Here is a 25,548-nt window from a genome sequence, read left to right on the forward strand (position 1 = left end):
GGGCGATCCGTGGGTTGGGGATGATTCAATGGTCGACCGGCACGCAGGGCGCACCGAAGCGGCGTTCGAAGCCGGCCGCGTCGATCGCGCCGGCAGGGCCTTGCGCGGCCAGCACTTCGAGCGTGCTGCCGTCGGCGGCCAGCAGCCAGAGCGCGCCGGCCTCGCTCGCCAGCCGAAGGCCGGCGCCGGGTGCCCGCCGCGGCCGTTCGGCGAAGCGGGTGCTGTCGATGCGGATGCGCTCGCCGCCGATGTGGCAGAAGGCGCCCGGGTAGTGGGGGGGCGCGAGGGCGCGCACCAGGTTGTGGATCTGCAGGGCGTTGGCGCTGCCCGGGATCAGGCCGTCTTCCGGCTTGCGGCCGCCGAAGTAGCGGCCCTGCGAGAGGTCCTGCGGGCGCTCGACGGCGGTCCCGGCGAGCATCAGCGGCAGGCTTCGCGCCAGCACGATCTCGGCCGCGACGACGACTTTGCCGAACACCTCGTGGGCGGTGTCGTCGATCAGGATCGGCACCGCGCACTGGTCGACGATGGCGCCGTTGTCGGGCTTCTCGTTCATGCGGTGCAGGGTGGCGCCGGTCTGCGTCGCGCCCTCGATCACGGCCCAGTTCACCGGCGCCCGGCCGCGGTACTGCGGCAGCAGCGAGCCGTGCATGTTGAAGGCACCGCGGCTCGGCAGCTGCAGCCAGGGCGCCTTGAGCATGTGGCGGTAGTAGAACGAAAACAGGAAGTCGGGCGTCGATGCGGCCGCCTGGGCCAGCAGTTCCGGCAGGTGCGGGTCGGCGGGCGTCACGCAGCGCAGGCCGTGCGCCGCCGCCACGCCGGCCACGCTGGAGAACCAGATGGCCTCGCCGGCGGCGTCGGCATGCGTGACGACCAGCGGCACCTCGACGCCGGCATCGAGCAGCACCCGCAGGCAGCGCACGCCGACGTCGTGGTAGGCGAAGACGATGGCCTTCATGGGCGCTTGCGCTCCAGCACGGCGTTGATGACGTAGCGCGGCCGGGCGCGCACCTCCTGGTAGATGCGCCCGATGTACTCGCCCAGCAGGCCGATGCCGAACAGCGCCAGCCCGACCAGCAGGAACAGCAGGGCGAAGAGCGTGAAGACGCCGCCTTCCTCGGGCCCCAGCACGACCCGGCGCGTCGCCAGGATCAGGAACAGCAGCGCCGACAGCATCGACACCACGATCCCGAGCAGCGAGAACGCCTGCAGCGGCACCAGCGAGAAGCCGGTCACCAGGTCGAAGTTGAGCCGCACCAGGCTGTAGAACGAGTACTTCGATTCACCCGCGTGCCGCTCCTCGTGGCCGACCACCACCTCGGCCGGGTTGCGCGAGAACTGCAGTGCCAGCGCCGGGATGAAGGTGTTCATCTCGTTGCACTGGTTGATCAGCTGCACCACGTTGCGGCTGTAGGCGCGCAGCATCGAGCCGTGGTCGGTCATCACGATGCCGGTGAGCCGATGGCGCATCCGGTTCATGGCCCGGGACGCCCAGCGTCGCCAGGCCTGGTCCTGGCGGTCGCGGCGGATCGAGCCGACGCAGTCGTGGCCGCGGTCCATGGCGTCCAGCAGCAGGCGGATGTCCTCGGGCGGGTTCTGCAGGTCGGCATCGAGGGTGACGATGCGGTCGCCCCGGCAGTGCTCGAAGCCCGCCAGGATCGCCCGGTGCTGGCCGAAGTTGCCGTTGAAGAGAATGACCCGCGTCACGTCGGGCCGACGCTCGAACTGCGCCGCCAGCAGCGCGGCCGAACGGTCGCGGCTGCCGTCGTTGATGAAGATCAGCTCGTAGGAGACCCCGAGCGCATCGAGCGCCGGGTAGAGCCGCTCGAACAGCGCCGCCAGGCCCTGCTCCTCGTTGTAGACCGGAATCACGACGCTGAGCTCGGGCGTGTCGTCGTCGATGTCGTCGTCGTTGTCGTGGTCGTGGTCGTGGTCGTGGTCGTGGTCGTGGTCGGCCTCGTGGCCGGGAACCGACTGCAGCGGCGTCATGGCCGCGCCTCCTGGAGGTCCGCCATCACGGTGGTGACGGCAGCACACACGCGATCGACGTCGGCGTCCGTCATGGCCGGGAACAACGGCAGCGTGACCGTGCGTTCGCCGATGTCCTCGGCGACCGGGAAATCGCCGCGGGCGTGGCCCATGGCCCTGAACATCGAGAACAGGTGCATCGCGGGGTAGTGCACGCCGACGCCGAAGCCCAGCGCCTTCATGCCGGCGACGAAGTCGGGGCGCGCCGCGGCGAACGCGCGCGGCAGCAGCGGCTGGAACATGTGCCAGTTGCCATGCAGTTCCGTGTCTTCGGGCGGCAGCTCGAAGCCGAGCGAGCGGTCCCAGCGTTCGAAGTAGCGCCGGGCCAGCTGGCGTCGGCGCAGATTGAAGTCGTCGATGCTGCGCAGTTGTCCCAGGCCGATCGCCGCCGCGATGTCGGTCATGTTGGCCTTGGCGCCCCAGGCCTCGACCTCCATGCCGCCGCCGGGCAGCCGCTGGACCCCCTGCAGCCGCAGCAGCTCGAAGCGCCGCGCTTCGGCCTCGTCGTTCATCACCAGGCAGCCGCCTTCGCCGAAGGTCATGTTCTTGTTGGCGTGGAAGCTGAACGACACCAGGTCGCCGAAGCTGCCGATCGGCCGCCCGCCCCATTGGGCACCGAAGGACTGCGCCGCGTCCTCGACCACGCGCAAGCCATGGGCCGCGGCCAGCCGGTTGAGCCGGTCCCGGTCGACCGGCAGGCCGGCCAGGTCGACCGGCAGCAGGGCCCGCGTGCGCGGCGTGATGGCGGCCTCGATGCGGTCGAGGTCGATGTTGCGGGTGGCGGCATCGGCGTCGACGAACACCGGCGTGGCGCCGACCGCCAGCACCACGTTGGCGGTGGCGACCCAGCTCATCGGCGTGGTGATGACCTCGTCGCCCGGGCCGATGTCGCACAGCCGAAGCGCCAGCTCGAGCGAGGCGGTGCCGGAGTTCACCAGCCGCACCGGCCGTCCGTCGAAGCGCTTGGACAAGGCGGCCTCGAGCGCCTGGCACTTCGGGCCCGTGGTGAGCCACCCGGAGCGCAGCACCTCGGACACTTCGGCGATGGTGCGCTCGTCGATCGAGGGGCGCGTGAAAGGCAGGAAGGGGATGTCGTTCAATTCGTGCTCCCGCTGCGCGCCACCAGGATGACGCCGACGACGATGACTGCGATGCCGAGCCAGCGCTGGGCGTTGACCTGTTCGCCGAACAGCCACCAGGCCAGCGCCGCGTTGACGATGTAGCCGATCGAGAGCATCGGGTAGGCGATGCTCACTTCGACCCGCGACAGGGCGACGATCCAGACCACCACGCTGATCGCGTAGCAGGTCAGGCCGCCGAGGATGCCGGGATGCTGGGCCAGGCCGGTGGCGCTGCGCCAGAGCGCGGCACTGCCGTCGCTCATGGAAATCTCGCCGACGCTGCGCGCCCCGGCCTTGAGCAGCAGCTGGGCTGCGGCGTTGAGCAGGACGCCGGTCAGCACCCATGCAAAATCGATGATCTTCATTGTCTGGCTACCACCACGCGTCGTTGATCCTGAAAGATGACCCGCATCGGAAGGCCGCGCTGGCGCAACGCGCTGAAGCTCGGGAAGTCCATGTAGGCCGCGGCCTGCGGCAGTGCCTCCCAGCGGCTGGCGAAGGCGTCGAGCGAGTCCAGCGAGCGGCCCGGCTCCAGCACCTGGCCCATGGCGAATTCGTCCTGGTAGTCGACCAGAACGACGTCCCGCCGCAGGTAGAAGGGCAGCGTCTGGTCGTAGATCCCGACCGCGAACATCGGCGCCCCGGACCGCAGCACCGGCTCCAATGCCGACACGATGGGCGCCGCGCTCTTGAGTTGTCCGTAGGCGTTGTGGGCCGCCATCACCATCGTCATCCCGATCAGATGGCCGAGCGCCAGGCTGACGATGGCCAGCGTGACGCCGCGCCGCCGCAGGGCCCACCAGGCGAACGCCGCGAACGCGAGGAAGACCGCGGCGCCCCAGCGGATGCCAACGCCGAGCTGGGCGAAGATCTCGGCCGGCGTCGAATGGGAGGCCACCCGGGCGCTCTGCGTCGAGGCGACCAGCGCGATCGACCAGACCAGGATCGGGACCAGCAGGTGGCCGCGCAGCGCACGCGGGCTGGCCTGCTGCAGCCGCAGGCCGATCAGCAGGGCCAGTGCCGGGAACATCGGCAGGATGTAGGAGGGCAGCTTCGAACCGCTGGCACTGAAGAACAGCAGGATGAAGACCGAGTGCACGAACAGGAAGTCGGCCGGCGCGACGCCGCGCGGCGGCGCGTCGCCCGCGCGCCGGGGACCGAGCCATGGCAGCGCGCTGGTCCAGGGCAGCATCCCGCCTAGCAGCAGCGGCAGGTAGTACCACCAGGCGCCTTCACGCTGGTGGACCTTGGTGAGGTAGCGCGCGAAATGCTCGTGGATGAAGAAGAATTGGGCGAAGGTCGGATTGCGCATCGACACCAGCACGAACCATGGCGCCGCCAGCGCCAGGAAGATCAGCAGTCCGGACCACCAGTGCATCCGGCGCCAGGGACCGAAGTCCCGGCGCCAGAGGCAGGTCAGGACCAGCGTCGCGCCGGGGATCAGGATCCCGACCAGCCCCTTGCTGAGCACCGCGCCGGCCATCGCGGCCCATGCGAGCCAGATCCAGTTGCGGCGCACCGCGGGTGTCGCGGGAACGTTCTCGGCGATCAGGACGGCGCACAGCGCGATCGTGAGGAACAGCGTCAGGCCGGCGTCGAGGGTCAGGAAATGAGCGTTGCCGAAGACCCAGGTCATCGACGCCGCGATCGCCAGGGTGCGGATGCCGGTCTCCCGGCCCCACAGCCGCGAGGCCGTCGCGCCGACAGCGAGCACCGTGAGGAAACCGGCGAGCGCCGGCCACAGGCGGGCGGCGAACTCGTTCAGGCCGAACAGGTGCAGGAACAGCGCGCTGAGCCAGTACTGCATCGGCGGCTTCTCGAAATAGAGCAGCCCGTTCAGGCGCGGTGTGATCCAGTCGCCGCTGCGCATCATCTCCCAGGCGATGCTGGCGTAGCGGCCCTCGTCGGGGCTGATGAGCGAGCGCATGCCGAGCGAGCCGAACCAGATCACCGCCAACGGGGCGAGCAGCAGGGCCAGCATGCCGCGAGAAAGCGGTCGCTGGTCCGCGAGGGGCGGTGCGGGGTGGTACGTACCTCGATCGATCGGGTGATTCATGAATACATTGGATGTACATCCGGGCCGGTGCTGCATCGCAACATCGTCGCCTCGGCGGCGCATGTCGATGATATGCGGCGCAGTGGCTCGGCCTCCGCGGCCGACCGCTAGGTCAGAAGGATGACACTGGAAGTGGCGCCTTGGATGCTATGTCCGCCACCTGCACGAAACCTGAACGGCCGGACCCCGTCCGCGGGTCAGGCGGTGTTCAGCCGCCTTTCATCCTCTGGCCCTACATTGCCGCCATGCTCCGCGTCAGGCAACTGGCCAATGACTTCGGCGGCCCGTTCGATCTGGACCTGGCGCGCGGCGAATGCGTGGCCGTGCTGGGCGCGTCCGGCGCCGGCAAGAGCGTGCTGCTGCGGCTGATCGCCGACATGGACGTCGGCACCGGAGCGGTCACGCTCGACGGCCTCGACCGCGACCGCACCAGCGGCCCGCAATGGCGGCGGCGCGTCGTCTACCAGGCGGCCGAACCGGCCTGGTGGGCACCCGATGCCGCCGCGCATTTCCGGCCCGGCGACCTCGCGCAGGTCCATGCCCTGCTGCCAATGCTGGGCCTTTCGCTCGATCTGATGGACGTCGACATCGCGCGCCTGTCGACCGGCGAGCGCCAGCGTCTGGCGCTGGTACGCTCGCTCGCGGTCGGCCCCGACGTGCTGCTGCTGGACGAGCCGACCGCTTCGCTGGATGCGGCGTCGACCGCGGCGGTGGAGGCCCTGCTGCGCGAGCGCATGGACAGCGGCCTGGCGGTGCTGCTGGTCACGCATTCGCGCGAGCAGGCGGCGCGCATGGGGCAGCGCGCGTTCGACATGATCGACGGCGCGCTGCACCCGGCATGACGATCCACCTCGACACGCTCGACGTCGGCGTGGCCGCCCTGCTGGTGCTGGTCAATGCGGCGGCGTCGCTCGCGCTCGGCCTGCAGGTGCATCGGCAATTGCTGTGGTCGGCGTTCCGGATGGTCGTCCAGCTGCTGCTGGTGGGCCTGGTTCTGCGCGCGGTCTTCGCGGCCTCCTCGGTGCCCGCCACGCTGGGCATCGTCGCGCTGATGATCCTCGCCGCGGCCCGAGAGGTCGCGGTGCGGCCCCGGCAGCGGCTGGCGAACGGCGGCAACTTTCGCATCGGTGCGCTGGTGGTGACCGTGTCGGGCATCGTGACCGTGGCGCTGGCGCTCACGACCGCGATCAGGCCGGTGCCCTGGCACGACCCGCGCTATGCCATTCCGCTGATGGGCATCGTGCTCGGCAGCGTGCTGAATTCGGCCAGCCTCGGGCTCGACAGCTTCTTCGAGGACGTGCGGGCGCGGCGCTCGGCGATCGAGGCCCGGCTGGCGCTCGGCGACAGCGCCCGGCAGGCCCTGGCCGTGACGGTGCAGGCCGCCATACGCCGCGGCATGATCCCCCTCGTCAACCAGATGTCGGCGGCCGGCATCATCACGCTCCCGGGCATCATGACCGGCCAGCTGCTGGCCGGCATGGACCCGCTGGAAGCGGCCAAGTACCAGATCCTGTTGCTGTTCCTGCTGAGCGGTGCCGGCGGGCTGGCCGCCGCCGGGGCGGTGTGGCTGGCCGCGCGCAGCGTCACCGACGAACGGGATCGCCTGCGGGTCGATCGCCTGCAAGCGCCGGCGAAGCGCCGTGTGCGCGCCGAAGGTAGAGGAACACGATCCAGGGCAGGCTGAGTCCGATCGCCGCGTCGCGGTTGGCCGAGTTGACGCTGGTCGCCACCAGCAGCACCAGCATCGCGACGAAGGCCAGCCGCCCGGCGAGGTCGGCGCGCCGCCAGGCCATGCCCAGGCCGGTCGCGAAGACCAGTGCCAGCGCCAGCAGCCCCGGCACGCCGGTCTGCGAGCCCATCCACAGGAAGTCGTTGTGCGGCATGTTGTAGTCGTGCAGCAGGCTCGGCGCGCGGCGGTGCCATTCGCTGGTCCAGCTGCCGACGCCCCAGCCGGCCCAGGGGCGCTCGATCATCATGCGCGAGGTCTCGCGGTACATGTAGAAGCGCACCACCCAGCTGCCCTCCGACACCGCGCCGGCCTGGGCGGCCTCGATTTCCTGCACGCCGAGCTTGAACTTCTCCTGCGCCGATGGCGCCTGCGAGATCAGCCCGCCGGCGGCGATCATGACGACGCAGAGCGACACGGCGAGCGCGCGCAGCCGAAGGCGCCATTGATGCACGCAGGCGCCGAGCACGGCGACGAACAGGGCGATCAGCGAGGTCCGCGATGGCAGCGCCAGCGTCACGATGACCGCGCAGCCCAGGGTCGCGGCGAAAGCGGCCGCCAGCCAGGCGAGCCGTTTCGGCGTGGTGCGCGGCAGCGCCAGCGCCCAGGTCGCCGCCGACGCGCCGAGCAGCGCGAACAGCAGGGCGTCGTTGATCGACTTGTTGCCCTTCATCGTCGTCAGGTTGTGCCACAGCGGCAGGTCGGGCAGGCCGAAGGCGCAGGTCAGCAGCATCACCGTGAGCGCCAGCAGGGCTCCGGCGAAGAAACCGCGCAGGCCCCAGGCGGCTTCTTCATCGGACAGCAGGATCGGCAGCACCATGGTGGTCGCGATCCGCAAGCCGTGCCCCAGCTCGACCGGCGTCCCGGGATAGCGCGGGCCGAACGCCAGCACGGCCAGGGTCCACAGCAGGAAGGCCGCGATCGGCCAGCGCAGCGGGTGCGTGCGCAGGCGGTCGAGGCGCTCGGGCAGCGGGCCGCCGGCCAGCATCGCGATGATGAGGAAGACAGCGCCGGCGTAGTTGAGCCCGACGGGCATGAAGACGACGGCGCCCCAGAGAAAGGCGCAGGTGCGAACCCAGGTGTGCCTGGACATTGGATGCAGAAAGGGGAAAGCGGCCGCCCGGCGATCGGCGCCGGGCGCGGGCGTGGGTGCGGGCAAAAAAAGTTGCGCGATTCTTGGCGATGAGGGTGAACGGATCGTGAATGTGAATGCCCGGGACCCCGCCATGGGCGCCGTGTAGGATGCTGCACCGATTGCGGAGGTTCCGAGCCATGCCCCCTGCGACGCCGAGCATCGACGAGCTGCGCCAGCTCGAATCGGACGACTTTTCCCTGGTCCTGGGGGGGCCCCTGTTCCAACTCTGGCGGCGCGCGCACCTGTCGGACGCGGTCGGCAACATGCCGCACCGCCGCGCGCTGGCCGCGGTGCTCCTCGCCTGGGCCCCGCTGCTGCTGATATCCGTGGTCGAAGGACGGGCCTGGGGCAGCATCGAACTGCCGTTCCTGCGCGATCTCGAACTCCATGCCCGCCTGCTGGTCGCATTGCCCTTGCTGATTCTGGCCGAGCTGGTGGTTCATCGGCGCATGCGCCTGGTCGCGCGGCAGTTCCTGGAAGACGGCCTGGTGCCGGACGATTCGCGCGGGCGCTTCCACCTGGCCGTCGCGTCCGCCCTGCGCCTTCGCAATTCGGTCTGGGCGGAAGCTCTCCTCGTGCTGCTGGTCTACGGCATCGGCGTGTTCGTGGTCTGGCGAACGCGATTGACGCTCGACGTCTCGAGCTGGTATGGCGTCGTCGCCGACGGGCAGCTCAGGCTGACGGCCGCGGGCTGGTGGCTGGCCTGCGTGAGCCTGCCGTTGTTCCAGTTCCTGCTGTTGCGGTGGTACTTCCGCCTGTTCATCTGGGCCCGCTTTCTCTGGCAGGTGTCGCGCATCCGGCTGGACCTGATGCCGACCCATCCCGACCGCTGCGGGGGACTCGGCTTTCTCTCGCTGGTGCGGGTGGCCTTCGCGCCCTTCCTGTTCGCCCAGGGCGTGCTGCTGGCCGGCATGATCGCCGACCGGATCTTCTTCGGTGGCGCCAGCCTGCTCGAGTTCGAGGTCGAGATCGCCGGGGTGGTCGCCCTGATGGTGTGCGTGATCCTCGGGCCGTTGTGCGCCTTCAGTGCCCAGCTCGAGGCGACCGAAAACAGGGGCCGCCGCGAGTACGGCACGCTGGCGCAGCGCTATGCGCGCGAGTTCGACCACAAATGGCTGCGCGGCGGGGCGCGGCCCGACGAGGCGCTGATCGGCAGTCCGGACATCCAGGCGCTGGCCGACATGGGCAACAGCTTCGCGATCGTCGAGGACATGCGCTGGGCGCCGTTCACCCTGAAGACCGTGCTGCACCTGGCAGTCACCACGCTGCTGCCCCTGCTGCCGCTGACGCTCACGATGTTCTCGGCGCAGGAGCTGCTCGCCCGGCTGCTGAAGGTTCTCATGTGACAGGAGGCGATCATGGTCATCACAGGCGGTTGCCACTGCGGCAACACAACTTTCGAACTCGGCTGGGAGCCGGAGCCGACCGAGATCCCGGCGCGGGCGTGCGGCTGCTCGTTCTGTGCCAAGCACCGCGGGGTCTGGACCTCCAACCCCGGCGGGGTGCTGCGGGTGACCGTGGACGATCCGTCGCTCGTCTCCAGCTACTTTTTCGGCACGCGCACGGCCCGGTTTCATGTCTGCGCGCGATGCGGTGTCGTTCCCCTGGTCACCAGCCTGCTCGACGAGCACCTCTATGCCGTCGTGAACGTCAACGCGTTCGACAACGTGTCGCCGTCGCTTCTTCGCCCGCAGCCGGTGTCGTTCGAAGGCGAGGACGTCGAGACGCGGCTGGCGCGCAGGCGGCGCAACTGGATCGCCGACGTCCGCTTCGTCGAGGGCTGCGCTGCCGTCTCCGACTGAGCCTGCCGCTGGCCCGCGCCGGTTGCCCCGCGGGCGCCCAGGTGCTCCAATGAGCGTCCTTTCTGCGATGAAGGAGACATCCATGGCCTACGAAGCGCGCTACGTGTTGCGACCCAGCCCCGGGGCCGATCTCGCGGCCGTCATCGATGCGATGAAGGTGGGTGCGGCGCTCTGGAAGAAGCACGGTGCACCCCAGCCCCGGCTGTGGACGGTGGCGGCGGGCGAACTGGGCAACTATGTGCTGACCGTGGAGTTCGACAACGCGGCGGCCTACGCCAAGGTCACGGACCCGCTGTCGGCCGATCCCGAGTTCCGCCAGTGGCAGGCGGGCAATCTCCGCGCCGGGGCCTTCACCTGGGTCCGCAGCAACCTCTTGCGAGAACTCCCCCTGGCATGAAGAAATCGGAAGCGACCGCAGGCCCGTCGGCCTCCGAGCTGATCGACCAGCGGATCGCCGAGCTCGGCGACTGGCGCGGCCAGACCTTGGGCAGGATGCGCCAGCTGATCAAGGAAGCCGAACCGGAGGTCGTCGAGGAATGGAAGTGGATGGGCACGCCGACCTGGTCGCACGAAGGCATCCTCTGCACCGGCGAGTCCTACCAGGCGAAAGTGAAGTTGACCTTCGCCAAGGGGGCTTCGCTGGAAGACCCCGCCAAGCTCTTCAACGCCAGCCTGGACGGCAACGTGCGGCGCGCGATCGACATCGGCGAGGGCGAGCAGGTCGACGCCGAGGCGTTCAAGGCGCTCGTGCGGGCCGCGGTCGCCCTCAATGCGGCGGGCGTCAAGGCGAAGGCGAAGCCGCGGCGGGCGGCTTCCTGATCACACGGCGAAACCCGCTGCCTGAACCCCCGCGATGCAGATCGCCTCGTCTTCGTCGCCGCTGCCTCCGCTCGCACCCACCGCGCCCAGCACCCGGCCCTGGGCGTCCTTGATCAGCACCGCGCCCGTCTGCGGCAGGAACCGGCCGGCCGACGTCGCGGCCAGCGAGACGAAGAAGTTCGGGTTGCCCTTGGCCCGCTCGCCGAGCTGGCGGCTCGATACGCCCATGCCGACGGCGCCCCAGGCCTTCGCCTGGGCGACGTCGAAGCGGAACATGCTGGCGCCGTCCTCGCGCGCGAAGGCCTTGAGGTGGCCGGCGTCGTCGAGGACCGCGATGCCCATCGGCTGGTAGCCGGCCTGCTTCGAATGCGCGAGCGCGGCGGCGATGATCTGGTTGGCTTGGGCGAGGGTCAGTGAGGTCATGGTGAGAAGGTGCAAGGTGGAAGAAGTCAGCCCGGGGCGGGCACCGGCATGAACGCCTCGAAGCCGAAGCGGTTCATGCTGCCGAAGGCCGGCGCGGCGGGATGCGACACGAAACGCGTGCGGCAGTCCAGCACCGACGGCAGGCCCGAGGCCAGCGCCCGGCCCAGGGCCGGCGCGAACTGCTCCGCACGGGTCACGGTTTCGCCGAAGCAGCCGAAGCCGCGCGCGATCGCCGCATGGTCGGTGCCTTCGAGGCTGGTCGCGAATTCGAAATCGAGCTGTGCCCGCTGGCCCGAACGGATGATGCCCCAGGCGGCGTTGTTGTGGATGATGCAGACCACCGGCAGCCCGGCGCGGCGCGCGGTGTCGAGTTCGTTCAGCGTGAAGCCGAAGGAGCCGTCGCCCGTGATGTTGAACACCGGCCGGTCCGGATGCTGCAGCTGCAGCGACAGCGCGTACGGCAGCCCGAAGCCGAGGTGGCTCATGCCGGGCTCGTGGAAGCGCGTGCGCACCGCATCGACCGGCGTGAAATCGTTGCTCCAGAAGGTGGTGTGGCCGCCGTCGAACACCGCCAGCGCATCGCCCGGAAGCGCATCGGCAATGGCCTTGGCGAGGGCCGCGGGATGCATCGTCGGGTCCGGGTCGCGCGCCATCGCGGCCAGGCCTTCGACGTAGCGGGCGCGGACCTCGCGCAGTCCGGCGAGCCAGCCGACGTCCGGCGTTCGCTCCGGGCCCTCGGCCGCGAGGGCGGCCAGCAGGTCTTGCAGCGCCAGCCGCGCATCGGCCTGCATCGCCACTTCGTGGAGCACCGGATGGCCCAGCGCGGACGGGTCGGTGTTGATGCTGATGGTGCGGTGGTGGCGGCGCGCCAGGGGCCCGCGGGCATCCCACATCCAGGACGAGAAGCGGCAGCCGACGGCGAGCACCACGTCGGCCTGCTCGAAGGCCGCGCGCAGCGCGTCGCCCGAGATCAGGCCGCCATGGCCGATGAAGTGCGGGCTGTCGCTGGCGACCACGCCGAGGGCCATCTGGGTCGGCACCACGGGCGCGCCGAGCAGGCCGGCGAGGGTGCGCACGGCGTCGACGGCGCCGCTGGTCACCACGCCGCCGCCGGCGACCACCAGCGGACGCCGCGCAGCGCGCAGCAGGGCCGCCGCGCGGGCGACCGACTCGGCCGCCGGGCGGGGGCCGAGGGTGGCGCGGTAGCGCTCCGGCGGCAGTGCGAACTCGTCGTCGGGGTAGTCGGTCGTGGCCGCCAGCACGTCTTGCGGAATGTCCAGGTGGACCGGGCCGGGCCGGCCCGACAGGGCTTCGCGGAAGGCGCGGCGCACCAGTTCGGGCAGGCGGCGCGGGTCATGAACGACCGCATTCCACTTGGTCAGCGGGGCGAACACCGCCTTCGTGTCCAGGTCCATGAACATGCCGCTGTGCGGATAGGCGGCCGCCCGGTGCTGGTTGGTGGTGACGGCCAGCAGCGGCAGGTTGTTGTTGAGCGCCACGCCCATGCCGGATGCGAGGTTGAGGCCGCCGGGCCCCATCTCGCCGACCGCCACGGCCATGCGGCCCGAGCCCGCGTGGACGGCGGCGGCCATCATCGGCGCGCTCGCCTCGTGGCGCACGCCGACGAAGCGCACCGCCTGTTGTTGCGACAGGGCGTGCATCAGCGGCGCCAGCTTGCCGCCGACGATGCCGAAGGCGAAAGGGACTTGCTCGATCGCCAGCAGGCGCACCAGCGCCTGGGCTGCAGTGAGGCGAGGCACGGTGCTCAGTCCTCCGCGGTGAAGCCGGTGGAGCGCACGATCGGGCCCCATTTCTCGTAGTCGGCCTTGACCATCTGCGCGAACTCCTGGGGCGACTGGTGGATCGGCTGCAGGCCGTAGGTGGCGAGCGCGGCCACGAAATCGGGCACCTGCAGCGCCTCGCCGACCAGGGTGTTCAGGCGCAGCACCACGTCGGCCGGCGTTTTGGCCGGCAGGAACCAGCCGAGCCACTCCTGTACCGCGATGTTCTTGTAGCCCTGCTCGATCAGGGTCGGCACCTCGGGCAGGAAGGGCGAACGCTGGGCGCTGGTGATGGCCAGCGAGCGCAGCTTGCCCGAGCGCACGTGCGGCATCACCTCGCCGACCACGTTGAAGCTCACCGGCACCTGGCCGCCGAGCAGGTCGTTCAGCAGCGGCGCGCCGCCGCGGTAGGCGACGCTGGTCATCTCGATGCCGGCCGCCTTCTGCAGCAGCATGCCGGCGAAGTGCAGGGCCGAGCCCGCGGCCGGGATGCCGTAGGTCGCCAGCTTGGGATTGGCGCGGGCCCAGGCGACGTAGTCGGCCACCGTCTTGATCTCGGCCGGCAGGCCCGGCCCGGCGGTGAACGAAAAGGCGTAGGTCACGGTCGAGCAGACCGGCGCGAAGTCGGTCAGGGGGTCGTAGTTGAGCTTCTTGTAGGTGTGCGGATAGAGCGTCATGGGCGAGCTCGGGATCTGCAGGATGGTCAGGCCGTCGGGCGCGGCCCGTTTCACGTATTCGACCGCGATGCGGCCGCCGGCGCCGGTGCGGGCCTCGACCATCAGGCTGGTCGCGTAGCGCCCGCGCAGCCGCTCGGCCACCGGCCGCGCCACGTTGTCGCCCATGCCGCCGGCCGGAAAGCCCGAGACGATGACGGCGTTGCCGTTGAGTTGGGCCCATGCCGGGCGCCCGAGGCCCAGGCTGGCCAGGCCGGACAGGGCCGCGCTGCGTTGCAGCAGCTCACGTCGATTCCACATGCTTGTCTCCGGTGTTTCTTGATGAACGGGGTCCAGCTTAGGGAGACGGCGGACTTTCCACCATGGACGAACAGGAGGGGTTCTTGTAGATTTCCGGCCTCCAAGGGGACACAACCATGCGGCCCAGCAACCTCCTCGTCGTCCCGTTCCGCGAAGTGCGCCACTTCATGCCGGAGGACAGCCTGCACGTCGAGGCGATCGGTGTCCGCGCCCAGCAGCACCATTGGAGAATTCCGGCCCACCGGCACGAGGAACTGCACCAGTTCCAGCTCCTGACCGCCGGGGCGCTGGTCGGCACCTTCGACGGCGAGCGTCATGCGCTGCGGGCGCCCGTGGCGCTGATGGTGGCGCCCGGGGTGGTGCACGGTTTCGACTACGAGCCCGACAGCGTCGGCACGCAGGTGACGGTGCCGAGCAGCGCACTGGCTTCCCTGTGCGCGCACTCGCCGGTGGTGGCGCAGCGGCTGGCGCAGACGCTGGTGCTCGATGCCACGCACCTGGGTGACAACGCGGCGGCCTGCGCCCGGCATTTCTCCGCGCTGGCCGAGGAGTTCCAGTCCCAGCGCATCGGCCGCGCCGAGGCGCTGCAGTCCCAGGTCGTGCTGCTGGCCCTGTGGTTCCTGCGCCAGGAGATCGCGGCCACCGGCATCGGCCGGCGCCAGGCCCTGCGCGACACTCTGGTGCAGCGCTACCGGGCCCTGCTGGAGCGGCACTTCCACGAGCACCGGCCGCTGGCCTTCTATGCGCAGGCCCTGGATGTCACGGCCGACCACCTGAGCCGCGTCTGCAGGGCGGTGGCCAGCACCAGCGCGCTGGCGCTGCTGCACGAGCGCGTGGTGCTGGAAGCCAAGCGCATCCTGGCCCATACGCCCATGACGGTCTCGGAGGCCGCCTTGCAGCTCGGCTTCGAGGATGCCGCCTATTTCAGCCGCTTCTTCAAGGCCGAGGTCGGCTGTGCGCCGTCGGAGTTCCGCCTGCGCATCGCTTCGGGTGCGCAGGCGGTGCCTGCGCCCGGGCGGACGCTCTCTCAGAGCCGCTGAATCATTTCATGCCAGGACACGCCGCCGTGGTTCGAGGCGGATGGCTTGACGTAGTCGTAGCCCATGCGTCTGTAGAGTTCGATGTGGCGTTGCTTGCACATCAGGTGGACCTCGCGCTTGCCTGCAGCCCGCATCCTCCGCAGGAACTCGGCCATCAGAAGCTTCGAGAAGCCCCGTCCCTGCCGGGTCGGCGCCACGGCCACCGACATGATGACGACCTTGGGTGCAGCAGGATCGTGCCCCACGAGTTCCTTGAACGCCGAGTCGGACATCGCGACCTCGTCGGCGCATCCGCTGTTGATGAAGCCGACGATCTCATCGTCGACCTCCAACACCAGGAACCCCTGCGGATACACGTCGATGCGCTTGGCGATCTTTGCCAGCGTGGCGGCTTCGTCGCCTTCGTAGGCGGTGCTTTCGATCTCGAAGCAACGCACGGCGTCGCCGGGGACTGCATCGCGAAGGGTGGTCTGGGTCATTGCGAAGAGATGCGGGTGCGGGTGATGGGCAAGGGCGACAGTATCGGTTCGCCTGCGCCCTCGGTCCATCGAAGGCCTCGATGCATCCCCCGAATGGCGGATGTTCAAGCGCCGCACCTGCATGCAGACTCCGGCACGTCGCAATGTCAGAGGAGACGAGATGGGAAGCAACAGCCGCGAAACGCGCGCCATGCGAATCGTGCGGATCCCGTCGAACAAGATCGAGGGCCCGATTTCCGACTACCACGTGCTCACCTACGCCGACTCCGGCTTCGGGCCCTTGCCGCACTACACCCGGCGTCGCGTTCCGCGCGACCAGGTGGAAGCCATCGTCAGCCGCATCAACCAGCGCGACGAGGCCGCGACCTTCTTTCCGCTGCCGCTGAGCGCGGTGCCCCGCAAGGTGATCTGGGACAGGCGCCACTGGGCGGAGCTGCGCGCCCATCTTGCGGATTTCTTCCACGTCAATGCGCGCACCTTCGGCGCGCGCCGCATCCTCGTCGACCTGCAGTCCCCGCATGGCACCGCGCACCTGATGGAGCCGCTGCGCGGCGCGGTGGAGGATGTCCCGCCGGTCTGCGTGGACGAGATCGTCGTCGTCACGGCCGCTGAAGGCGACGACGACCAGCCGGCCCTTTCACGGCGCCAGCGCGACGCCAGCGTCATCGCAGCCATCGTCAAGGACCACGAGGCGGCCGAGGCCGAGCGTCGCAATCGGCGGTCACGGCCGTAGGCAGGGCGCAGGCCGGCCGCCTGTCGACCTGACATCAGCCGGCGACTCTTGCTCTTCCGTGCGAGGCATCTAAAATACAGAAATCTGTATCGGCGGTCAGAGAAAGCCATGAAGACCACGCTCAACCTCAACGACAACCTGCTTGCTGAAGCCAAGGCCTTGGCGGCGCAACAGCGCACCACTCTGACGCGCCTTATCGAAGAAGGTCTGCAACTGCGATTGCGCGGGCGGCCGCCGCAGCTGAAGTCCGCGCGCCTGCCGGTCTATCGGGGCAAGGGTGGACTGGCACCGGGACTCGACGGGCTCAGCAACAAGGCGATGCTGGACGCCGCCGACAGTGACGCCTGACGTCAACGTCCTCGTTGCTGCGTCGCGCAGCGACCATCCGCACCATGCGGTCGCCCGCAACTGGCTGGAACAAGCCCTCGCGGACGCGACCCACGCAAGGCCACTTCAGCTGCAGCCCATGGTGGTGGCGAGCTTCCTGCGGCTGGTGACGAATCCGAAGATATTCCTGAACCCCACGCCAACGCCGGAAGCCCTGCGCTTCGTCGATGCGTTGCTGGCGGCGCCGGGCGTGGAGCGACCGGCGCTAGGGGCCGAGTGGCCGGCGTTCCGCCAGTTGTGTGCCGACAATGCGCTCGCCGCGAACGATGTACCCGATGCGTGGCTGGCTGCCGCAGTCATCCATCAAGGCGAGCATCTGGTCAGTTTCGACAGCGACTTCAGGCGGCTTCTGTCCAGGGCGCAGTTCACCCGCCTGCAAGCCTGACATCACCCGGCGACGCCAGCCTGCGCTTCCCGTGCCTGGTTCAGGTCCGGCGAGTCCAGCAGCAGCTGCGCCGTGTGGTCCAGGTGGCGCGCGATCAGAGCCTGGGCGGTCGGGATGTCGCGGCCGAGCACCGCGTCGACGATCGCCTGGTGCTCGGCCTTGACGTCGCGCTCGGTGGCGGCCAGCGGGGCCGTAAGGAAGCGGTAGCGCTCGCTCTGCTGATAGAGCATCTGGTGCATCTTCAGCAGCCATTCGTTGGGGCAGCCGGACACCAGCGCGTGATGGAACTCGCCGTGGTTCGCGGCCCATTCGCGATTGAGATGGCGCGGCTGCCCGGCTTCGCGCTCGGCGATGCGCGTCAGCCGGTGCAGGGCCGAGACGATGCGCCCCTCCCAGGCCAGGTCGCCGTGCCGGATGGCTTCGGCGAGGCAGAGTTGCTCGACCTGGATGCGGGCCTCGACCAGGTTGCGCAGGTCGAGCGCCGAGACCGGACTGACGCGGTATCCGCGGGCCGGCTCCGACACCACCAGCGCCTCGGCCTCGAGCATCGCCAGGCCTTCGCGCACCGCGCCGGCACTGACCGAGAGCTCTTCCGCCAAGGCAGCGATGTTGAGCTTCGAGCTCGGCAGCAGCCGCCCCTCGACGATCGCCGTGCGCAGCCGCTCGAACACCAGCCGTGTCTGGCTCATTCCCCGGGGGCGCTCGCTCGTCGCTGTCATGTGTGGTCCGAAAGGAATGAACTTCCTTGTTAACCCTAGGTATAGATAAAGCGTCTGTCGATATAGTTTGTCTTGAAGAATATATTATTTCGAGCTTCGCGAGAAGTACCGGAGACAGACCATGGCCATCGAGCTTCGTACCCGGAAGGACCCGTATCGGGCCGCCGTTCATGGCGTGCATTCGCTGGACGGCATCGTCTTCACGGTCCCCGACCTCGACGATGCAGTGCGCTTCTACGAGGCCTTCGGGCTGGAGACGAAGCGCGTCGGCGATCGGCTCGACCTGCACACGCTCGGCCATCCGCATGCCTGGGCGTCCGTCCATGCGGCGCCGGGGCCGAAGAAGCTCCAGTACCTGCGCTTCGGCTGCTTCGCCGAAGACTTCGATGCGATTGCCGCGCGCATCGAGACGCTGGGCGTCGAGCGCTGCGCACCGCATCCCCTGGGCAGCGGCGAAGGCCTGTGGGTCAAGCATCCGGACGGCTTCCCGGTGCAGGTCGTGGTGGCCGCCAAGAGCACGCCGGACCTGCGCAGCGAGAAGCAGCCGGAGCCGCCCGTGCCGCTGGGCACCGGCGCTTCGCTGGCGCGCTCGCGCATTCCGAAGGTCCGGCCGCGCCGCCTGTCGCACGTGCTGCTGCACTGTCCCGACGTCTCGCGCGCCATCCATTTCTACGAGGATGCGCTCGGCCTGCGCCTGACCGACCGCTCGGCCGACCTGGTGGTGTTCATGCACGGCGTGCACGGCAGCGACCACCACCTGATCGCCATGGCGAAGTCCGATGGGCCCGGCCTGCATCACCTGAGCTGGGACGTGGCCAGCATCGACGAGGTCGGGCGCGGCATGGAGCAGATGTACGCGGCCGGCTTCACGCGCGGCTGGGGCGTCGGGCGCCATGTGCTGGGCTCGAACTACTTCTACTACGCGCGGGACCCGTGGGGCAGCTACAGCGAGTTTTCGTTCGACATCGACTACGTGCCGGGCGATTTCGAGTGGCGCTCCGGCGACCACCCGCCCGAGGATTCCTTCTACGCCTGGGGCCCCGCGGTGCCCGAGGACTTCATCACCAACTTTGAAATCCGGAACGGTTGACCGCACCATGCGTCTCATCGCTTTTCAGAACAAGGGCCAGTCCGCCATCGGCCTGCGCCTGGGCCAGGAGGTCGTCGACCTCACGGCCGAAGGCCTGCCCGCCACCCTCGACGCGCTGCTGCGCGCCGGGCCCGAAGGCCTGGCCGCGGCGCAGCGCGCCGGCGCCTCGGCGCGGACGCGGCTTCCGCTGGCGGACATCGCCTGGCTGCCGCCGCTGCAGTCCCCCGCCAAGGCGATCGCGGTCGGCCTCAACTACGTCGACCATGCGGCCGAAGGCAACTTCGAGCCGCCCAAGTACCCGGTGCTGTTCCATCGCTTCCCCTCGTCGTGGGTCGGCCACGGCCAGCCGCTGGTGCGCCCGCACGTGTCGAGCCAGTTCGACTACGAAGGCGAACTGGTGGTCGTGATCGGCAAGGGCGGCCGCTACATCGACAAGGCGAAGGCGCTCGAGCACGTGGCCGGCTATTCGCTCTTCAACGACGGCTCGATCCGCGACTACCAGTTCAAGTCGGCCCAGTGGATGATGGGCAAGAACTTCGACCGCTCCGGCGCCTTCGGCCCGGAACTGGTCACGGCCGACGAACTGCCCCCGGGCGCCACCGGCCTGAAGCTCCAGACCCGCCTCAACGGCCAGGTGCTCCAGGAGGCCGATACGCGCGACATGATCTTCGACGTCGCCACCCTGGTGTCGGTGTGCTCGGAACCCTTCGCGCTGCAGCCGGGCGACATCATCATCGCCGGCACGCCCGCGGGTGTCGGCTTCGCGCGCAAGCCGCCGATCTTCATGAAGGCCGGCGATGTCTGCGAGGTCGAGATCGAAGGGGTCGGCCTGCTGTCGAACCCGGTCGTCGACGGCGACTGACAAGCACCCGCCGACCGCTTCCCCGAACAACTACAGGAGACAGAGCATGAACATGGACCGTCGTTCCTTCGTGGCAGCGGCCGGCGCCCTCGGCGCCAGCGCACTGTGGAGTTCGCAGGCCGGCGCCCAGCCCAGCGGGGCGCCGATCAAGGTCGGCGGCACGCTGGCGCTGACCGGCCCGCTGTCGTCCACCGGGCTGGTGCACAAGCTCACCGGCGAGATCTATGTCGACTCGCTCAACAAGCGCGGCGGCCTGCTCGGCCGGCCGGTGGAGTGGGTGCTGAAGGACGACCAGTCCAAGCCCGACCTGGCCCGCACGCTGTACGAGCAGCTGGTGACGGCCGACAAGGTCGACCTGCTGATCGGGCCCTACGCCACCGGCAACATCCTGTCGGCGATGGGCGTGGCGCAGCGCTACAACAAGACCCTGGTGCACCACACCTTCGGCATCCCGAACCTGGCCAAGTACGACCAGCAGTTCCCGGCCTGGTCGATCGGCCCCGAACCCGAGAAGACCCTGCCGGCGCTGGTGCTGACCGCTCTGGCCTCGTCGTCGGCGCCGCCCAAGACCATCGCGGTCGTGACCAGCAAGTTCCCGTCGGTGCACTTCGTGGCGCTCGGCGCGCGCGAAGTGGCCAAGCAGCGCGGCATCAAGGAGGTGCTGTTCCTCGAGTGGGACTTCGGCAATCGCGACTTCGGCCCGATCGCCGGCCGCGTGAAGGAAGCCAACCCGGACTTCATCTGGACCGGCGCCATCGGCCTCGAGGGCAACCAGCTGCTCGACGCGATGAAGAAGATCGACTATGCGCCGCTGCACCACTTCTATCACGTGCCCGCGCCGGCGCCGATGCTGAAGGCGCCCGAGGCCAACGGGGCGTTGTCGATGACCATCTTCGAGGACCATCCGCCCTTCACCAACAACCCGGTGGCGGCCGAGTTCGTGAAGGTCTACCGCGAGCGCGCAGCCGGCGCCGGCATGCCCGACACCGCGGTCGAGACCCAGGCCGCGGCCTCGTTCACGGCCTGGCAGATCATCGAGGCCGCGGTGATCGCCACCAAGGGCCTGGACGACAAGGCCATGGCCGCCTGGCTGCGCGCCAACCAGGTCGACACCATCCAGGGCAAGCTGCGCTTCAACGAGCGCGGCAACTTCGGCGCCGACCTGAGCCGGGTCAAGCAGGTGCAGAACGGCAAGTGGGTCACGGTCTGGCCGGCCGAATGGGCGGCCCCCGGCGCCAAGCTTCAGACCCGCGGCGCCTGAGCCGATGGCACTGCCGAGCGCCACCCTTCTCGCCCAGGCCATCCTCGCGGGCCTCTTCACCGGAGCGCTCTACGGCCTGCTGGGCCTGGGCCTGAGCCTCTCGTGGGGCATGCTGCGGCAGATCAACCTGGCGCATTTCGCGCTCGCCTTCCTCGGCGCCTATCTGACCTACGAGCTGTCGAGCCGGCGCGGTGTCGACCCGCTGCTCTCGCTGGTCTTCATCGTGCCGCTGTTCTTCGCGCTCGGCACGGCCTTGCACTGGGTGCTGACGCGCTTTCGCGTCAGCCCGTTCAACTCGCTGCTGGTGACCTTCGGCGTCACCGTGATCATCGAGGCGCTGCTGCAATGGATCTGGACCGCCGACTACCGCAAGCTGGAGTCGAGCTATGCCGAGCACAAGCTGCGCCTCGGGCCGCTGTTCCTGCCGCTGCCGGAGCTGATCACGCTGGGGCTGGGCGTCGGCATCTCGCTCGCCGTGTGGGTGGCGCTGCGCCGCACCGACCTCGGCAAGGCGATGCGCGCCGCCGCCGAGGACGCCCCGATCGCCGCCGCCTTCGGCGTCAACCAGAACGCACTGGCGCTGATGCTGTCCGGCCTGAACGCCGCGCTGGCCGGCGTGGCGGGCGTATGCATCGCGCTGGCCTACACGCTGTCGCCGTCGCAGATCTACGCCTGGATCGGCGTGGTCTTCGCCGCCGTGATGCTCGGCGGGCTGGGCCGGCCGCTCGGGCCGCTGATCGCCGGCTGCGTCATCGGCGTCACCGAAGCCGTGACGATGGCGGTCACCGCGCCCTCGTGGGCGCCGCTGGTGTCTTTCTCGCTGCTGATGCTGGTGCTGCTGGCGCGGCCGGGGAGGGTGGCCTGATGAAGCGCTCGCTGCTCGTGATCCTGGCGGCCGGCGCGGGCCTGGCCACGGTGCCGTGGCTCGGGCTGCCGGCCTTCTACGAGTCGATCCTCTACCTGGTGCTGCACTGGATCGCGCTCGCCACCTCGTGGAACCTGTTGTCGGGCTACTCTGGCTATTTCTCGTTCGGCCACGGCGCCTTCTTCGGCATCGGCATGTACACCACGGCGACCTTGGCGACCCGCTTCGACATCCCGTTCCTGTGGACCTTGCCGGCCGCCGGCCTGGTGGCCGCGCTGTTCGGCACCCTGCTGGGCGCGGTGGCCTTCCGGGTCCAGGCGGTGCGGGCCGAGCTGTTCTCGCTGCTGACCCTGGCCGCCACCTTCGTGGTCGCGACGCTCATCCTCAACACGCCGATCGACGGCGGCCCGGGCGTCTACATGAGCGCGGTGCCGGTGCCCGCGATCGGTCCCACCGCCTCGGGCACCTTCTATCTGCTGGCGCTGGCCGTCGCGCTGGCGACGGTGGTGGCCGCGCTGGTGGTCTACCACTCGCGCTTCGGCACCGGCCTGTTCGCGATCCACGACGACGAGGACGTCGCCGAGGTGATGGGCGTGCCGACCTTCCGCTACAAGCTCGGCGCCTTCGCGCTGTCCTGCGGCCTGGCGGGCGTGGTCGGCGGCGTGCAGGCGCTTTTCATATCCTATGTGACCACCGGCGACACCTTCACGATCGCGCTGCCGCTCACGGTGGTGCTGATGGCGGTGCTCGGCGGCACGCGGCACTGGGCCGGCCCGATCGTCGGCGCCACCGCGATCACGCTGCTGCTCTATGCCTTCACGGGCGGCGACACCGCGATCATCGGCAAGGGCCTGACCGGGCTGGTGCTGATCGTGGTGATCCTCTTCATGCCCGAAGGGCTGCTCGGCCAGGCCCTGAAGTGGTGGCACGCGCGGCGCGGCGCCGGGGCGATCGCAGCGCCCGCGCCTGCACGTGCGCCGGCCCTGGCGACGGGCGGGCCGGCCGTGTCGCCACGGCCGGAGGCCGGCGCCGGCGAGGTGCTGCTGCGCGCCCGGGGCGTGCGCAAGTCCTTCAAGGGCGTGCAGGCGCTGCGCGGCGTCGATCTCGAACTGCGGCGCGGCGAGATCCTCGGGCTGCTCGGCCCCAACGGCTCGGGCAAGTCGACCTTCATCAATGTCGCGAGCGGCCACTATGCGGTGACGGCGGGGGTGATCGAGTTCGACGGCCGGCGCATCTCGGGCATTCCGGCCCACCGCATCGCGCACGGCGGCATGGCGCGCACCTACCAGATCCCGAGGCCTTTCGCCCATCTCACGGTGCTCGAGAACGTCGCGCTGCCGGCGATGTTCGGTGCCGCCTCGCTCGACCGCCGCAGTGCCGAGGCCGAGGCCTGGCAGTGGCTGGCCTTTACCGGCCTCACCGAGCGCGCCGGGGCACTGCCCGGAGAGCTCAACCTGCACCAGCGCAAGTTCCTCGAGTTCGCGCGCGCGCTGGCCTCGCGGCCCCAGGTGCTGATGCTCGACGAGGTGCTGTCGGGCCTGACGCCGTCGGAGATCGACGAGGCCGTGGCGCTGATCCGGCGCATCCGCGACCAGGGCGCGACCATCGTCTTCGTCGAGCACGTGATGCGGGCCGTGATGGCTCTGTGCGACCGGGTCGTGATCTTCCATCGCGGCGAGGTGCTGGCCGAGGGCGAGCCGCGCGAGGTCATGCAGCGGCCGGCGGTGGTCTCGGCCTACCTGGGGCAGGCGATGGCGCCGGCGTGCGCCGAGGCCGCCTTCGAAGCGCCGATGCCCGTCGGCGTCGCGGAGCTGAGCCATGCTTGAGGTGCAGGAGATCCGCGTCGCCTACGGCCAGGCGACCGCGCTGTGGGACGTGTCGCTCTCGATCGGCAAGGGCGAGCTGCTCTGCGTCGTCGGGCCCAACAGCGCCGGCAAGAGCACGTTGATCAATGCGATCGCCGGGCTCCATCGCGTGAGCGCCGGGCGCCTCGTGTTCGACGGCCAGGACATCTCGCGTCTGGCACCGCATCGCTTCTGCGGCCAGGGCATCGCGCTGGTGCCCGAGGGGCGGCGCCTCTTCACCGAGATGACGGTGCGCGAGAACCTCGAGATCGGCAGCTACCTGGGCGCTGCGCGCCGCGAGCGGGCACTCTCGCTGGAACGCGTGTGCGCGCTGTTCCCGGCGCTGGTCGAGAAGCTGGCGCAGCCGGCCGGCTCGCTGTCGGGCGGGCAGCAGCAGATGGTGGCGATCGGCCGCGCGATGATGGCGAAGCCGCGCCTGCTGCTGCTCGACGAACCCTCGCTGGGCCTTGCGCCGAGCATCGTGCTCGACATGTTCGAGGCCATCCGGCGCATCCATGCCGACGGCATCGCGGTGCTGCTGGTGGAGCAGAACGTCAGCATGGCACTGGAGGTCGCGCAGCGCGCCGCGGTGCTGGAGGAGGGCCGCATCGTCGCGATCGGGCGGCCCGATCAACTGATGGCGAGGCCCGAGCTGCGCCGGGCCTACCTGGGGCTCGAGCCTGACACTGCGCCGGCGGCCGCCTCATTTCAGGCGGTAGCTCAGCCTGCGGCCCCCTGAGACGGTCGAGTCGAGACCGATCCACTCGCCGTCCGCCGCATACCAGAGGTCGATCGGCTGCGCAGTCCCGGTGATGCGCCATCGCGAAGCCGCGACAGGCACGCCGCGCACCTCGACGGTGTCGCTGCCTTGCGGCTTGACCTGCACGGTCTCGGCGCGGCCGGTCTGGGCGTTGAACAGGCGGGTCTGCGTGAGGATCGCCGGATTCCAGTAGGCGAAGCTCATCACGCAGCCGACCAGCGACTGTGCGGTGTCGCCCGGCACCGGGGCCGGGCCTTCGGCCTCGGCGCGCACGCGGGTGGTCTTGCCGTTTTCTTCGGTGGTGGAGGCAAGGCCGGTCAGGCAGTCGCCGCGCCACTGCTCGATCGCCTGGTGACGGTAGCGGTAGACCGCGAGCCCGAGCATCTTGACGACGAAGCTGGCGTCGCTGCTGATCTGCCTGTCGTCCCCCGATGCCGTGCTCATGAAGCGGTGCTCGCCGATCGGCTGGCCGTCGAGCGTGACCTGGAAGTCCCATTGGCGACGGGTGTCCGACCACGCTGGCGGCGCGTTCGTGGCCAGCAGGCCGAACAGCAGCGCCGAGGCGAAGGAGATGGAGCGCTCAGCCATGCGCCGGCTCCGGAACCGTGACGCCGTCGAACCGGATCGACAGCCAGACCAGGGTCGGCAAGGCGACGGCCCAGCCGAGGGCCAGCGCGAACAGGGCCGGCGGGGCATCGACGAACTGCGCTGCGCCAAGCCGCACGCCGGAGGCAAAGGCCAGGGGGCCGGCGAACGCGCCCAGCAGTGCGGCCAGCCAGAGCCGATGCCGGAGCCAGCGCAGCGTGACGTTCAAGGCGATCGCGAGCAGGCCCCAGAGGGCGACGATCCAGTAAGGCGCCAGGCGCGGATCGAACTGTCCCGACGGATAGGTCACCTGGCCTGCGGCGGTGTGCAGCGACTCGGTGGCGAAGCCGATCAGCATCGCGAGCCCCACCAGGCAGGCTTCGCGTTTCGGCCGGGCCGACACCGCCAGGTGCCAGCCGATGCCGGCGAGAACGCAGACCGTGCCCCAAAGCGGCGTGTGGCGCGCGGCGCCCAGCACCGCGGCGAACCAGGCCAGCTGGGACACGGCGATGTTCGCGAATCGAATGGCGGGTGTTGGACGCGGCTTCATGGGGCTTTCCTTGGCGGCCGCAGACAAGGGTGCTGGGGAGCATTGCCGCCTCGTCTTTACGCATGGGACCCGCGATTGGATCTCCTTCGCAGGCCGGCGTAGGCGAAGAGTGCGCTGGATCGGCCC

29 protein-coding genes are annotated in these 25,548 nt (G+C 69.7%); 16 read left to right on the top strand and 13 right to left on the bottom strand.

The genetic code is table 11. The features are described 5' to 3' along the window. Positions 1 to 25: 25 nt before the first annotated feature. From AC1DF3_RS23895 to AC1DF3_RS23915, 5 genes are read right to left on the bottom strand one after another with little or no spacing between them, the layout of a single operon-like run. Positions 26 to 955: a formyltransferase gene (locus AC1DF3_RS23895; protein WP_478141050.1), complete on the bottom strand. Its 930-nt coding sequence runs from the start codon at positions 953 to 955 to the stop codon at positions 26 to 28. Continuing rightward, positions 952 to 1,986: a glycosyltransferase gene (locus tag AC1DF3_RS23900; protein ID WP_478141051.1), complete on the bottom strand. Its 1,035-nt coding sequence runs from the start codon at positions 1,984 to 1,986 to the stop codon at positions 952 to 954. Before AC1DF3_RS23900 ends, AC1DF3_RS23895 begins: the two co-directional genes overlap by 4 nt. Then, positions 1,983 to 3,125 (bottom strand): DegT/DnrJ/EryC1/StrS family aminotransferase, encoded by a 1,143-nt coding sequence (locus tag AC1DF3_RS23905; RefSeq protein WP_286536096.1) that lies wholly within the window; start codon positions 3,123 to 3,125, stop codon positions 1,983 to 1,985. Before AC1DF3_RS23905 ends, AC1DF3_RS23900 begins: the two co-directional genes overlap by 4 nt. Then, the gene (locus AC1DF3_RS23910; protein WP_286519476.1) at positions 3,122 to 3,511 is read right to left on the bottom strand and encodes a DMT family transporter; all 390 of its coding nucleotides are present in this window, start codon (positions 3,509 to 3,511) and stop codon (positions 3,122 to 3,124) included. Before AC1DF3_RS23910 ends, AC1DF3_RS23905 begins: the two co-directional genes overlap by 4 nt. Then, positions 3,508 to 5,202: a phospholipid carrier-dependent glycosyltransferase gene (locus tag AC1DF3_RS23915; RefSeq protein ID WP_478141052.1), complete on the bottom strand. Its 1,695-nt coding sequence runs from the start codon at positions 5,200 to 5,202 to the stop codon at positions 3,508 to 3,510. The genes AC1DF3_RS23910 and AC1DF3_RS23915 overlap by 4 nt, the downstream gene beginning before the upstream one ends. A gap of 245 nt (positions 5,203 to 5,447) precedes the next feature. On the opposite strand from AC1DF3_RS23915, the gene AC1DF3_RS23920 reads away from it, so the two are divergent. Both AC1DF3_RS23920 and AC1DF3_RS23925 read left to right on the top strand, forming a co-directional pair. After that, complete coding sequence (locus AC1DF3_RS23920; RefSeq protein ID WP_478141053.1) at positions 5,448 to 6,044, top strand: ABC transporter ATP-binding protein; 597 nt, start codon at positions 5,448 to 5,450, stop codon at positions 6,042 to 6,044. Continuing rightward, entirely contained in the window at positions 6,041 to 6,886 is an 846-nt protein-coding gene (locus tag AC1DF3_RS23925; RefSeq protein WP_478141054.1) for an ABC transporter permease, read from the top strand. The genes AC1DF3_RS23920 and AC1DF3_RS23925 overlap by 4 nt, the downstream gene beginning before the upstream one ends. Here AC1DF3_RS23925 and AC1DF3_RS23930 read toward each other — a convergent pair. Continuing rightward, positions 6,786 to 8,021, bottom strand: coding sequence for an O-antigen ligase family protein (locus AC1DF3_RS23930; RefSeq protein ID WP_286536091.1), 1,236 nt, complete (start codon positions 8,019 to 8,021; stop codon positions 6,786 to 6,788). The two genes, AC1DF3_RS23925 and AC1DF3_RS23930, sit on opposite strands and share 101 nt — an antisense overlap. A gap of 179 nt (positions 8,022 to 8,200) precedes the next feature. Here AC1DF3_RS23930 and AC1DF3_RS23935 point away from each other — a divergent pair, with 179 nt between their 5' ends. From AC1DF3_RS23935 to AC1DF3_RS23950, 4 genes are read left to right on the top strand one after another with little or no spacing between them, the layout of a single operon-like run. Continuing rightward, positions 8,201 to 9,409 (top strand): hypothetical protein, encoded by a 1,209-nt coding sequence (locus tag AC1DF3_RS23935; RefSeq protein WP_286536089.1) that lies wholly within the window; start codon positions 8,201 to 8,203, stop codon positions 9,407 to 9,409. Positions 9,410 to 9,421: 12 nt separating this feature from the next. Continuing rightward, positions 9,422 to 9,865, top strand: a complete 444-nt coding sequence (locus AC1DF3_RS23940; RefSeq protein ID WP_478141055.1) for a GFA family protein — start codon at positions 9,422 to 9,424, stop codon at positions 9,863 to 9,865. A 49-nt stretch (positions 9,866 to 9,914) separates the two neighbouring features. Beyond that, positions 9,915 to 10,262 carry an NIPSNAP family protein gene (locus AC1DF3_RS23945; protein ID WP_478141056.1) on the top strand — a complete coding sequence of 116 codons (348 nt, stop codon included), beginning with the start codon at positions 9,915 to 9,917 and terminating at the stop codon, positions 10,260 to 10,262. Beyond that, positions 10,259 to 10,684: a DUF1801 domain-containing protein gene (locus AC1DF3_RS23950; RefSeq protein ID WP_478141057.1), complete on the top strand. Its 426-nt coding sequence runs from the start codon at positions 10,259 to 10,261 to the stop codon at positions 10,682 to 10,684. The genes AC1DF3_RS23945 and AC1DF3_RS23950 overlap by 4 nt, the downstream gene beginning before the upstream one ends. Here the strand turns inward: AC1DF3_RS23950 and AC1DF3_RS23955 are convergent, their stop codons facing one another. Genes AC1DF3_RS23955 through AC1DF3_RS23965 form a run of 3 tightly spaced genes read right to left on the bottom strand, consistent with a single transcriptional unit; the run spans position 10,685 to position 13,862 of the window. After that, positions 10,685 to 11,107: a GlcG/HbpS family heme-binding protein gene (locus AC1DF3_RS23955; protein WP_478141058.1), complete on the bottom strand. Its 423-nt coding sequence runs from the start codon at positions 11,105 to 11,107 to the stop codon at positions 10,685 to 10,687. A 26-nt stretch (positions 11,108 to 11,133) separates the two neighbouring features. Continuing rightward, positions 11,134 to 12,867, bottom strand: a complete 1,734-nt coding sequence (locus tag AC1DF3_RS23960) for a thiamine pyrophosphate-binding protein (RefSeq protein ID WP_286536082.1) — start codon at positions 12,865 to 12,867, stop codon at positions 11,134 to 11,136. 5 nt (positions 12,868 to 12,872) lie between these two features. After that, positions 12,873 to 13,862 carry a Bug family tripartite tricarboxylate transporter substrate binding protein gene (locus AC1DF3_RS23965; RefSeq protein ID WP_478141059.1) on the bottom strand — a complete coding sequence of 330 codons (990 nt, stop codon included), beginning with the start codon at positions 13,860 to 13,862 and terminating at the stop codon, positions 12,873 to 12,875. 116 nt (positions 13,863 to 13,978) lie between these two features. Between AC1DF3_RS23965 and AC1DF3_RS23970 the strand changes: the two genes are divergently transcribed. After that, a complete protein-coding gene (locus AC1DF3_RS23970) occupies positions 13,979 to 14,902 on the top strand; it encodes a helix-turn-helix domain-containing protein (protein WP_286536080.1) in 924 nt (307 codons plus the stop codon). Here the strand turns inward: AC1DF3_RS23970 and AC1DF3_RS23975 are convergent. Then, positions 14,890 to 15,381, bottom strand: a complete 492-nt coding sequence (locus tag AC1DF3_RS23975; RefSeq protein WP_478141060.1) for a GNAT family N-acetyltransferase — start codon at positions 15,379 to 15,381, stop codon at positions 14,890 to 14,892. The two genes, AC1DF3_RS23970 and AC1DF3_RS23975, sit on opposite strands and share 13 nt — an antisense overlap. A gap of 160 nt (positions 15,382 to 15,541) precedes the next feature. On the opposite strand from AC1DF3_RS23975, the gene AC1DF3_RS23980 reads away from it, so the two are divergent. From AC1DF3_RS23980 to AC1DF3_RS23990, 3 genes are all read left to right on the top strand, one after another. Continuing rightward, positions 15,542 to 16,114 carry a hypothetical protein gene (locus AC1DF3_RS23980; RefSeq protein ID WP_478141061.1) on the top strand — a complete coding sequence of 191 codons (573 nt, stop codon included), beginning with the start codon at positions 15,542 to 15,544 and terminating at the stop codon, positions 16,112 to 16,114. 108 nt (positions 16,115 to 16,222) lie between these two features. Next, entirely contained in the window at positions 16,223 to 16,462 is a 240-nt protein-coding gene (locus AC1DF3_RS23985) for a DUF6364 family protein (protein WP_286536076.1), read from the top strand. Continuing rightward, positions 16,452 to 16,886, top strand: coding sequence for a TA system VapC family ribonuclease toxin (locus AC1DF3_RS23990; protein WP_286536075.1), 435 nt, complete (start codon positions 16,452 to 16,454; stop codon positions 16,884 to 16,886). Before AC1DF3_RS23985 ends, AC1DF3_RS23990 begins: the two co-directional genes overlap by 11 nt. Positions 16,887 to 16,888: 2 nt before the next feature. On the opposite strand, the gene AC1DF3_RS23995 is transcribed toward AC1DF3_RS23990, so the two are convergent. Beyond that, positions 16,889 to 17,605: a GntR family transcriptional regulator gene (locus AC1DF3_RS23995; protein ID WP_286536072.1), complete on the bottom strand. Its 717-nt coding sequence runs from the start codon at positions 17,603 to 17,605 to the stop codon at positions 16,889 to 16,891. A gap of 121 nt (positions 17,606 to 17,726) precedes the next feature. On the opposite strand from AC1DF3_RS23995, the gene AC1DF3_RS24000 reads away from it, so the two are divergent. From AC1DF3_RS24000 to AC1DF3_RS24025, 6 genes are read left to right on the top strand one after another with little or no spacing between them, the layout of a single operon-like run. Then, on the top strand, positions 17,727 to 18,695 hold the full coding sequence (locus tag AC1DF3_RS24000) for a VOC family protein (RefSeq protein ID WP_286536071.1): 969 nt from the start codon (positions 17,727 to 17,729) through the stop codon (positions 18,693 to 18,695). Positions 18,696 to 18,702: 7 nt separating this feature from the next. Beyond that, complete coding sequence (locus AC1DF3_RS24005) at positions 18,703 to 19,557, top strand: fumarylacetoacetate hydrolase family protein (protein WP_478141062.1); 855 nt, start codon at positions 18,703 to 18,705, stop codon at positions 19,555 to 19,557. A gap of 46 nt (positions 19,558 to 19,603) precedes the next feature. Further along, the gene (locus AC1DF3_RS24010; RefSeq protein WP_286519453.1) at positions 19,604 to 20,818 is read left to right on the top strand and encodes an amino acid ABC transporter substrate-binding protein; all 1,215 of its coding nucleotides are present in this window, start codon (positions 19,604 to 19,606) and stop codon (positions 20,816 to 20,818) included. A 4-nt stretch (positions 20,819 to 20,822) separates the two neighbouring features. Next, positions 20,823 to 21,683: a branched-chain amino acid ABC transporter permease gene (locus AC1DF3_RS24015; protein WP_286519452.1), complete on the top strand. Its 861-nt coding sequence runs from the start codon at positions 20,823 to 20,825 to the stop codon at positions 21,681 to 21,683. Beyond that, positions 21,683 to 23,509, top strand: coding sequence for a branched-chain amino acid ABC transporter ATP-binding protein/permease (locus AC1DF3_RS24020; protein WP_286536067.1), 1,827 nt, complete (start codon positions 21,683 to 21,685; stop codon positions 23,507 to 23,509). The genes AC1DF3_RS24015 and AC1DF3_RS24020 overlap by 1 nt, the downstream gene beginning before the upstream one ends. Beyond that, on the top strand, positions 23,502 to 24,266 hold the full coding sequence (locus tag AC1DF3_RS24025) for an ABC transporter ATP-binding protein (RefSeq protein WP_478141063.1): 765 nt from the start codon (positions 23,502 to 23,504) through the stop codon (positions 24,264 to 24,266). Before AC1DF3_RS24020 ends, AC1DF3_RS24025 begins: the two co-directional genes overlap by 8 nt. Here the strand turns inward: AC1DF3_RS24025 and AC1DF3_RS24030 are convergent. Further along, on the bottom strand, positions 24,231 to 24,875 hold the full coding sequence (locus AC1DF3_RS24030) for a DUF6134 family protein (protein WP_478141064.1): 645 nt from the start codon (positions 24,873 to 24,875) through the stop codon (positions 24,231 to 24,233). The two genes, AC1DF3_RS24025 and AC1DF3_RS24030, sit on opposite strands and share 36 nt — an antisense overlap. Further along, positions 24,868 to 25,422, bottom strand: a complete 555-nt coding sequence (locus AC1DF3_RS24035; protein ID WP_286536064.1) for a DUF2878 domain-containing protein — start codon at positions 25,420 to 25,422, stop codon at positions 24,868 to 24,870. The genes AC1DF3_RS24030 and AC1DF3_RS24035 overlap by 8 nt, the downstream gene beginning before the upstream one ends. Between the last annotated feature and the right edge of the window lie 126 nt (positions 25,423 to 25,548).

The sequence above is a fragment of the Variovorax sp. 10N432 genome, from assembly GCF_056394465.1.

Coding starts and splice junctions, on each gene's coding strand:
- AC1DF3_RS23895 (WP_478141050.1), bottom strand. CDS start 955: ATGAAGGCCATCGTCTTCGCCTACCACGACGTCGGCGTGCGCTGCCTG.
- AC1DF3_RS23900 (WP_478141051.1), bottom strand. CDS start 1,986: ATGACGCCGCTGCAGTCGGTTCCCGGCCACGAGGCCGACCACGACCAC.
- AC1DF3_RS23910 (WP_286519476.1), bottom strand. CDS start 3,511: ATGAAGATCATCGATTTTGCATGGGTGCTGACCGGCGTCCTGCTCAAC.
- AC1DF3_RS23915 (WP_478141052.1), bottom strand. CDS start 5,202: ATGAATCACCCGATCGATCGAGGTACGTACCACCCCGCACCGCCCCTC.
- AC1DF3_RS23920 (WP_478141053.1), top strand. CDS start 5,448: ATGCTCCGCGTCAGGCAACTGGCCAATGACTTCGGCGGCCCGTTCGAT.
- AC1DF3_RS23925 (WP_478141054.1), top strand. CDS start 6,041: ATGACGATCCACCTCGACACGCTCGACGTCGGCGTGGCCGCCCTGCTG.
- AC1DF3_RS23930 (WP_286536091.1), bottom strand. CDS start 8,021: ATGTCCAGGCACACCTGGGTTCGCACCTGCGCCTTTCTCTGGGGCGCC.
- AC1DF3_RS23935 (WP_286536089.1), top strand. CDS start 8,201: ATGCCCCCTGCGACGCCGAGCATCGACGAGCTGCGCCAGCTCGAATCG.
- AC1DF3_RS23940 (WP_478141055.1), top strand. CDS start 9,422: ATGGTCATCACAGGCGGTTGCCACTGCGGCAACACAACTTTCGAACTC.
- AC1DF3_RS23945 (WP_478141056.1), top strand. CDS start 9,915: ATGAGCGTCCTTTCTGCGATGAAGGAGACATCCATGGCCTACGAAGCG.
- AC1DF3_RS23950 (WP_478141057.1), top strand. CDS start 10,259: ATGAAGAAATCGGAAGCGACCGCAGGCCCGTCGGCCTCCGAGCTGATC.
- AC1DF3_RS23955 (WP_478141058.1), bottom strand. CDS start 11,107: ATGACCTCACTGACCCTCGCCCAAGCCAACCAGATCATCGCCGCCGCG.
- AC1DF3_RS23965 (WP_478141059.1), bottom strand. CDS start 13,862: ATGTGGAATCGACGTGAGCTGCTGCAACGCAGCGCGGCCCTGTCCGGC.
- AC1DF3_RS23970 (WP_286536080.1), top strand. CDS start 13,979: ATGCGGCCCAGCAACCTCCTCGTCGTCCCGTTCCGCGAAGTGCGCCAC.
- AC1DF3_RS23975 (WP_478141060.1), bottom strand. CDS start 15,381: ATGACCCAGACCACCCTTCGCGATGCAGTCCCCGGCGACGCCGTGCGT.
- AC1DF3_RS23980 (WP_478141061.1), top strand. CDS start 15,542: ATGGGAAGCAACAGCCGCGAAACGCGCGCCATGCGAATCGTGCGGATC.
- AC1DF3_RS23985 (WP_286536076.1), top strand. CDS start 16,223: ATGAAGACCACGCTCAACCTCAACGACAACCTGCTTGCTGAAGCCAAG.
- AC1DF3_RS23995 (WP_286536072.1), bottom strand. CDS start 17,605: ATGACAGCGACGAGCGAGCGCCCCCGGGGAATGAGCCAGACACGGCTG.
- AC1DF3_RS24000 (WP_286536071.1), top strand. CDS start 17,727: ATGGCCATCGAGCTTCGTACCCGGAAGGACCCGTATCGGGCCGCCGTT.
- AC1DF3_RS24005 (WP_478141062.1), top strand. CDS start 18,703: ATGCGTCTCATCGCTTTTCAGAACAAGGGCCAGTCCGCCATCGGCCTG.
- AC1DF3_RS24010 (WP_286519453.1), top strand. CDS start 19,604: ATGAACATGGACCGTCGTTCCTTCGTGGCAGCGGCCGGCGCCCTCGGC.
- AC1DF3_RS24015 (WP_286519452.1), top strand. CDS start 20,823: ATGGCACTGCCGAGCGCCACCCTTCTCGCCCAGGCCATCCTCGCGGGC.
- AC1DF3_RS24020 (WP_286536067.1), top strand. CDS start 21,683: ATGAAGCGCTCGCTGCTCGTGATCCTGGCGGCCGGCGCGGGCCTGGCC.
- AC1DF3_RS24025 (WP_478141063.1), top strand. CDS start 23,502: ATGCTTGAGGTGCAGGAGATCCGCGTCGCCTACGGCCAGGCGACCGCG.
- AC1DF3_RS24030 (WP_478141064.1), bottom strand. CDS start 24,875: ATGGCTGAGCGCTCCATCTCCTTCGCCTCGGCGCTGCTGTTCGGCCTG.
- AC1DF3_RS24035 (WP_286536064.1), bottom strand. CDS start 25,422: ATGAAGCCGCGTCCAACACCCGCCATTCGATTCGCGAACATCGCCGTG.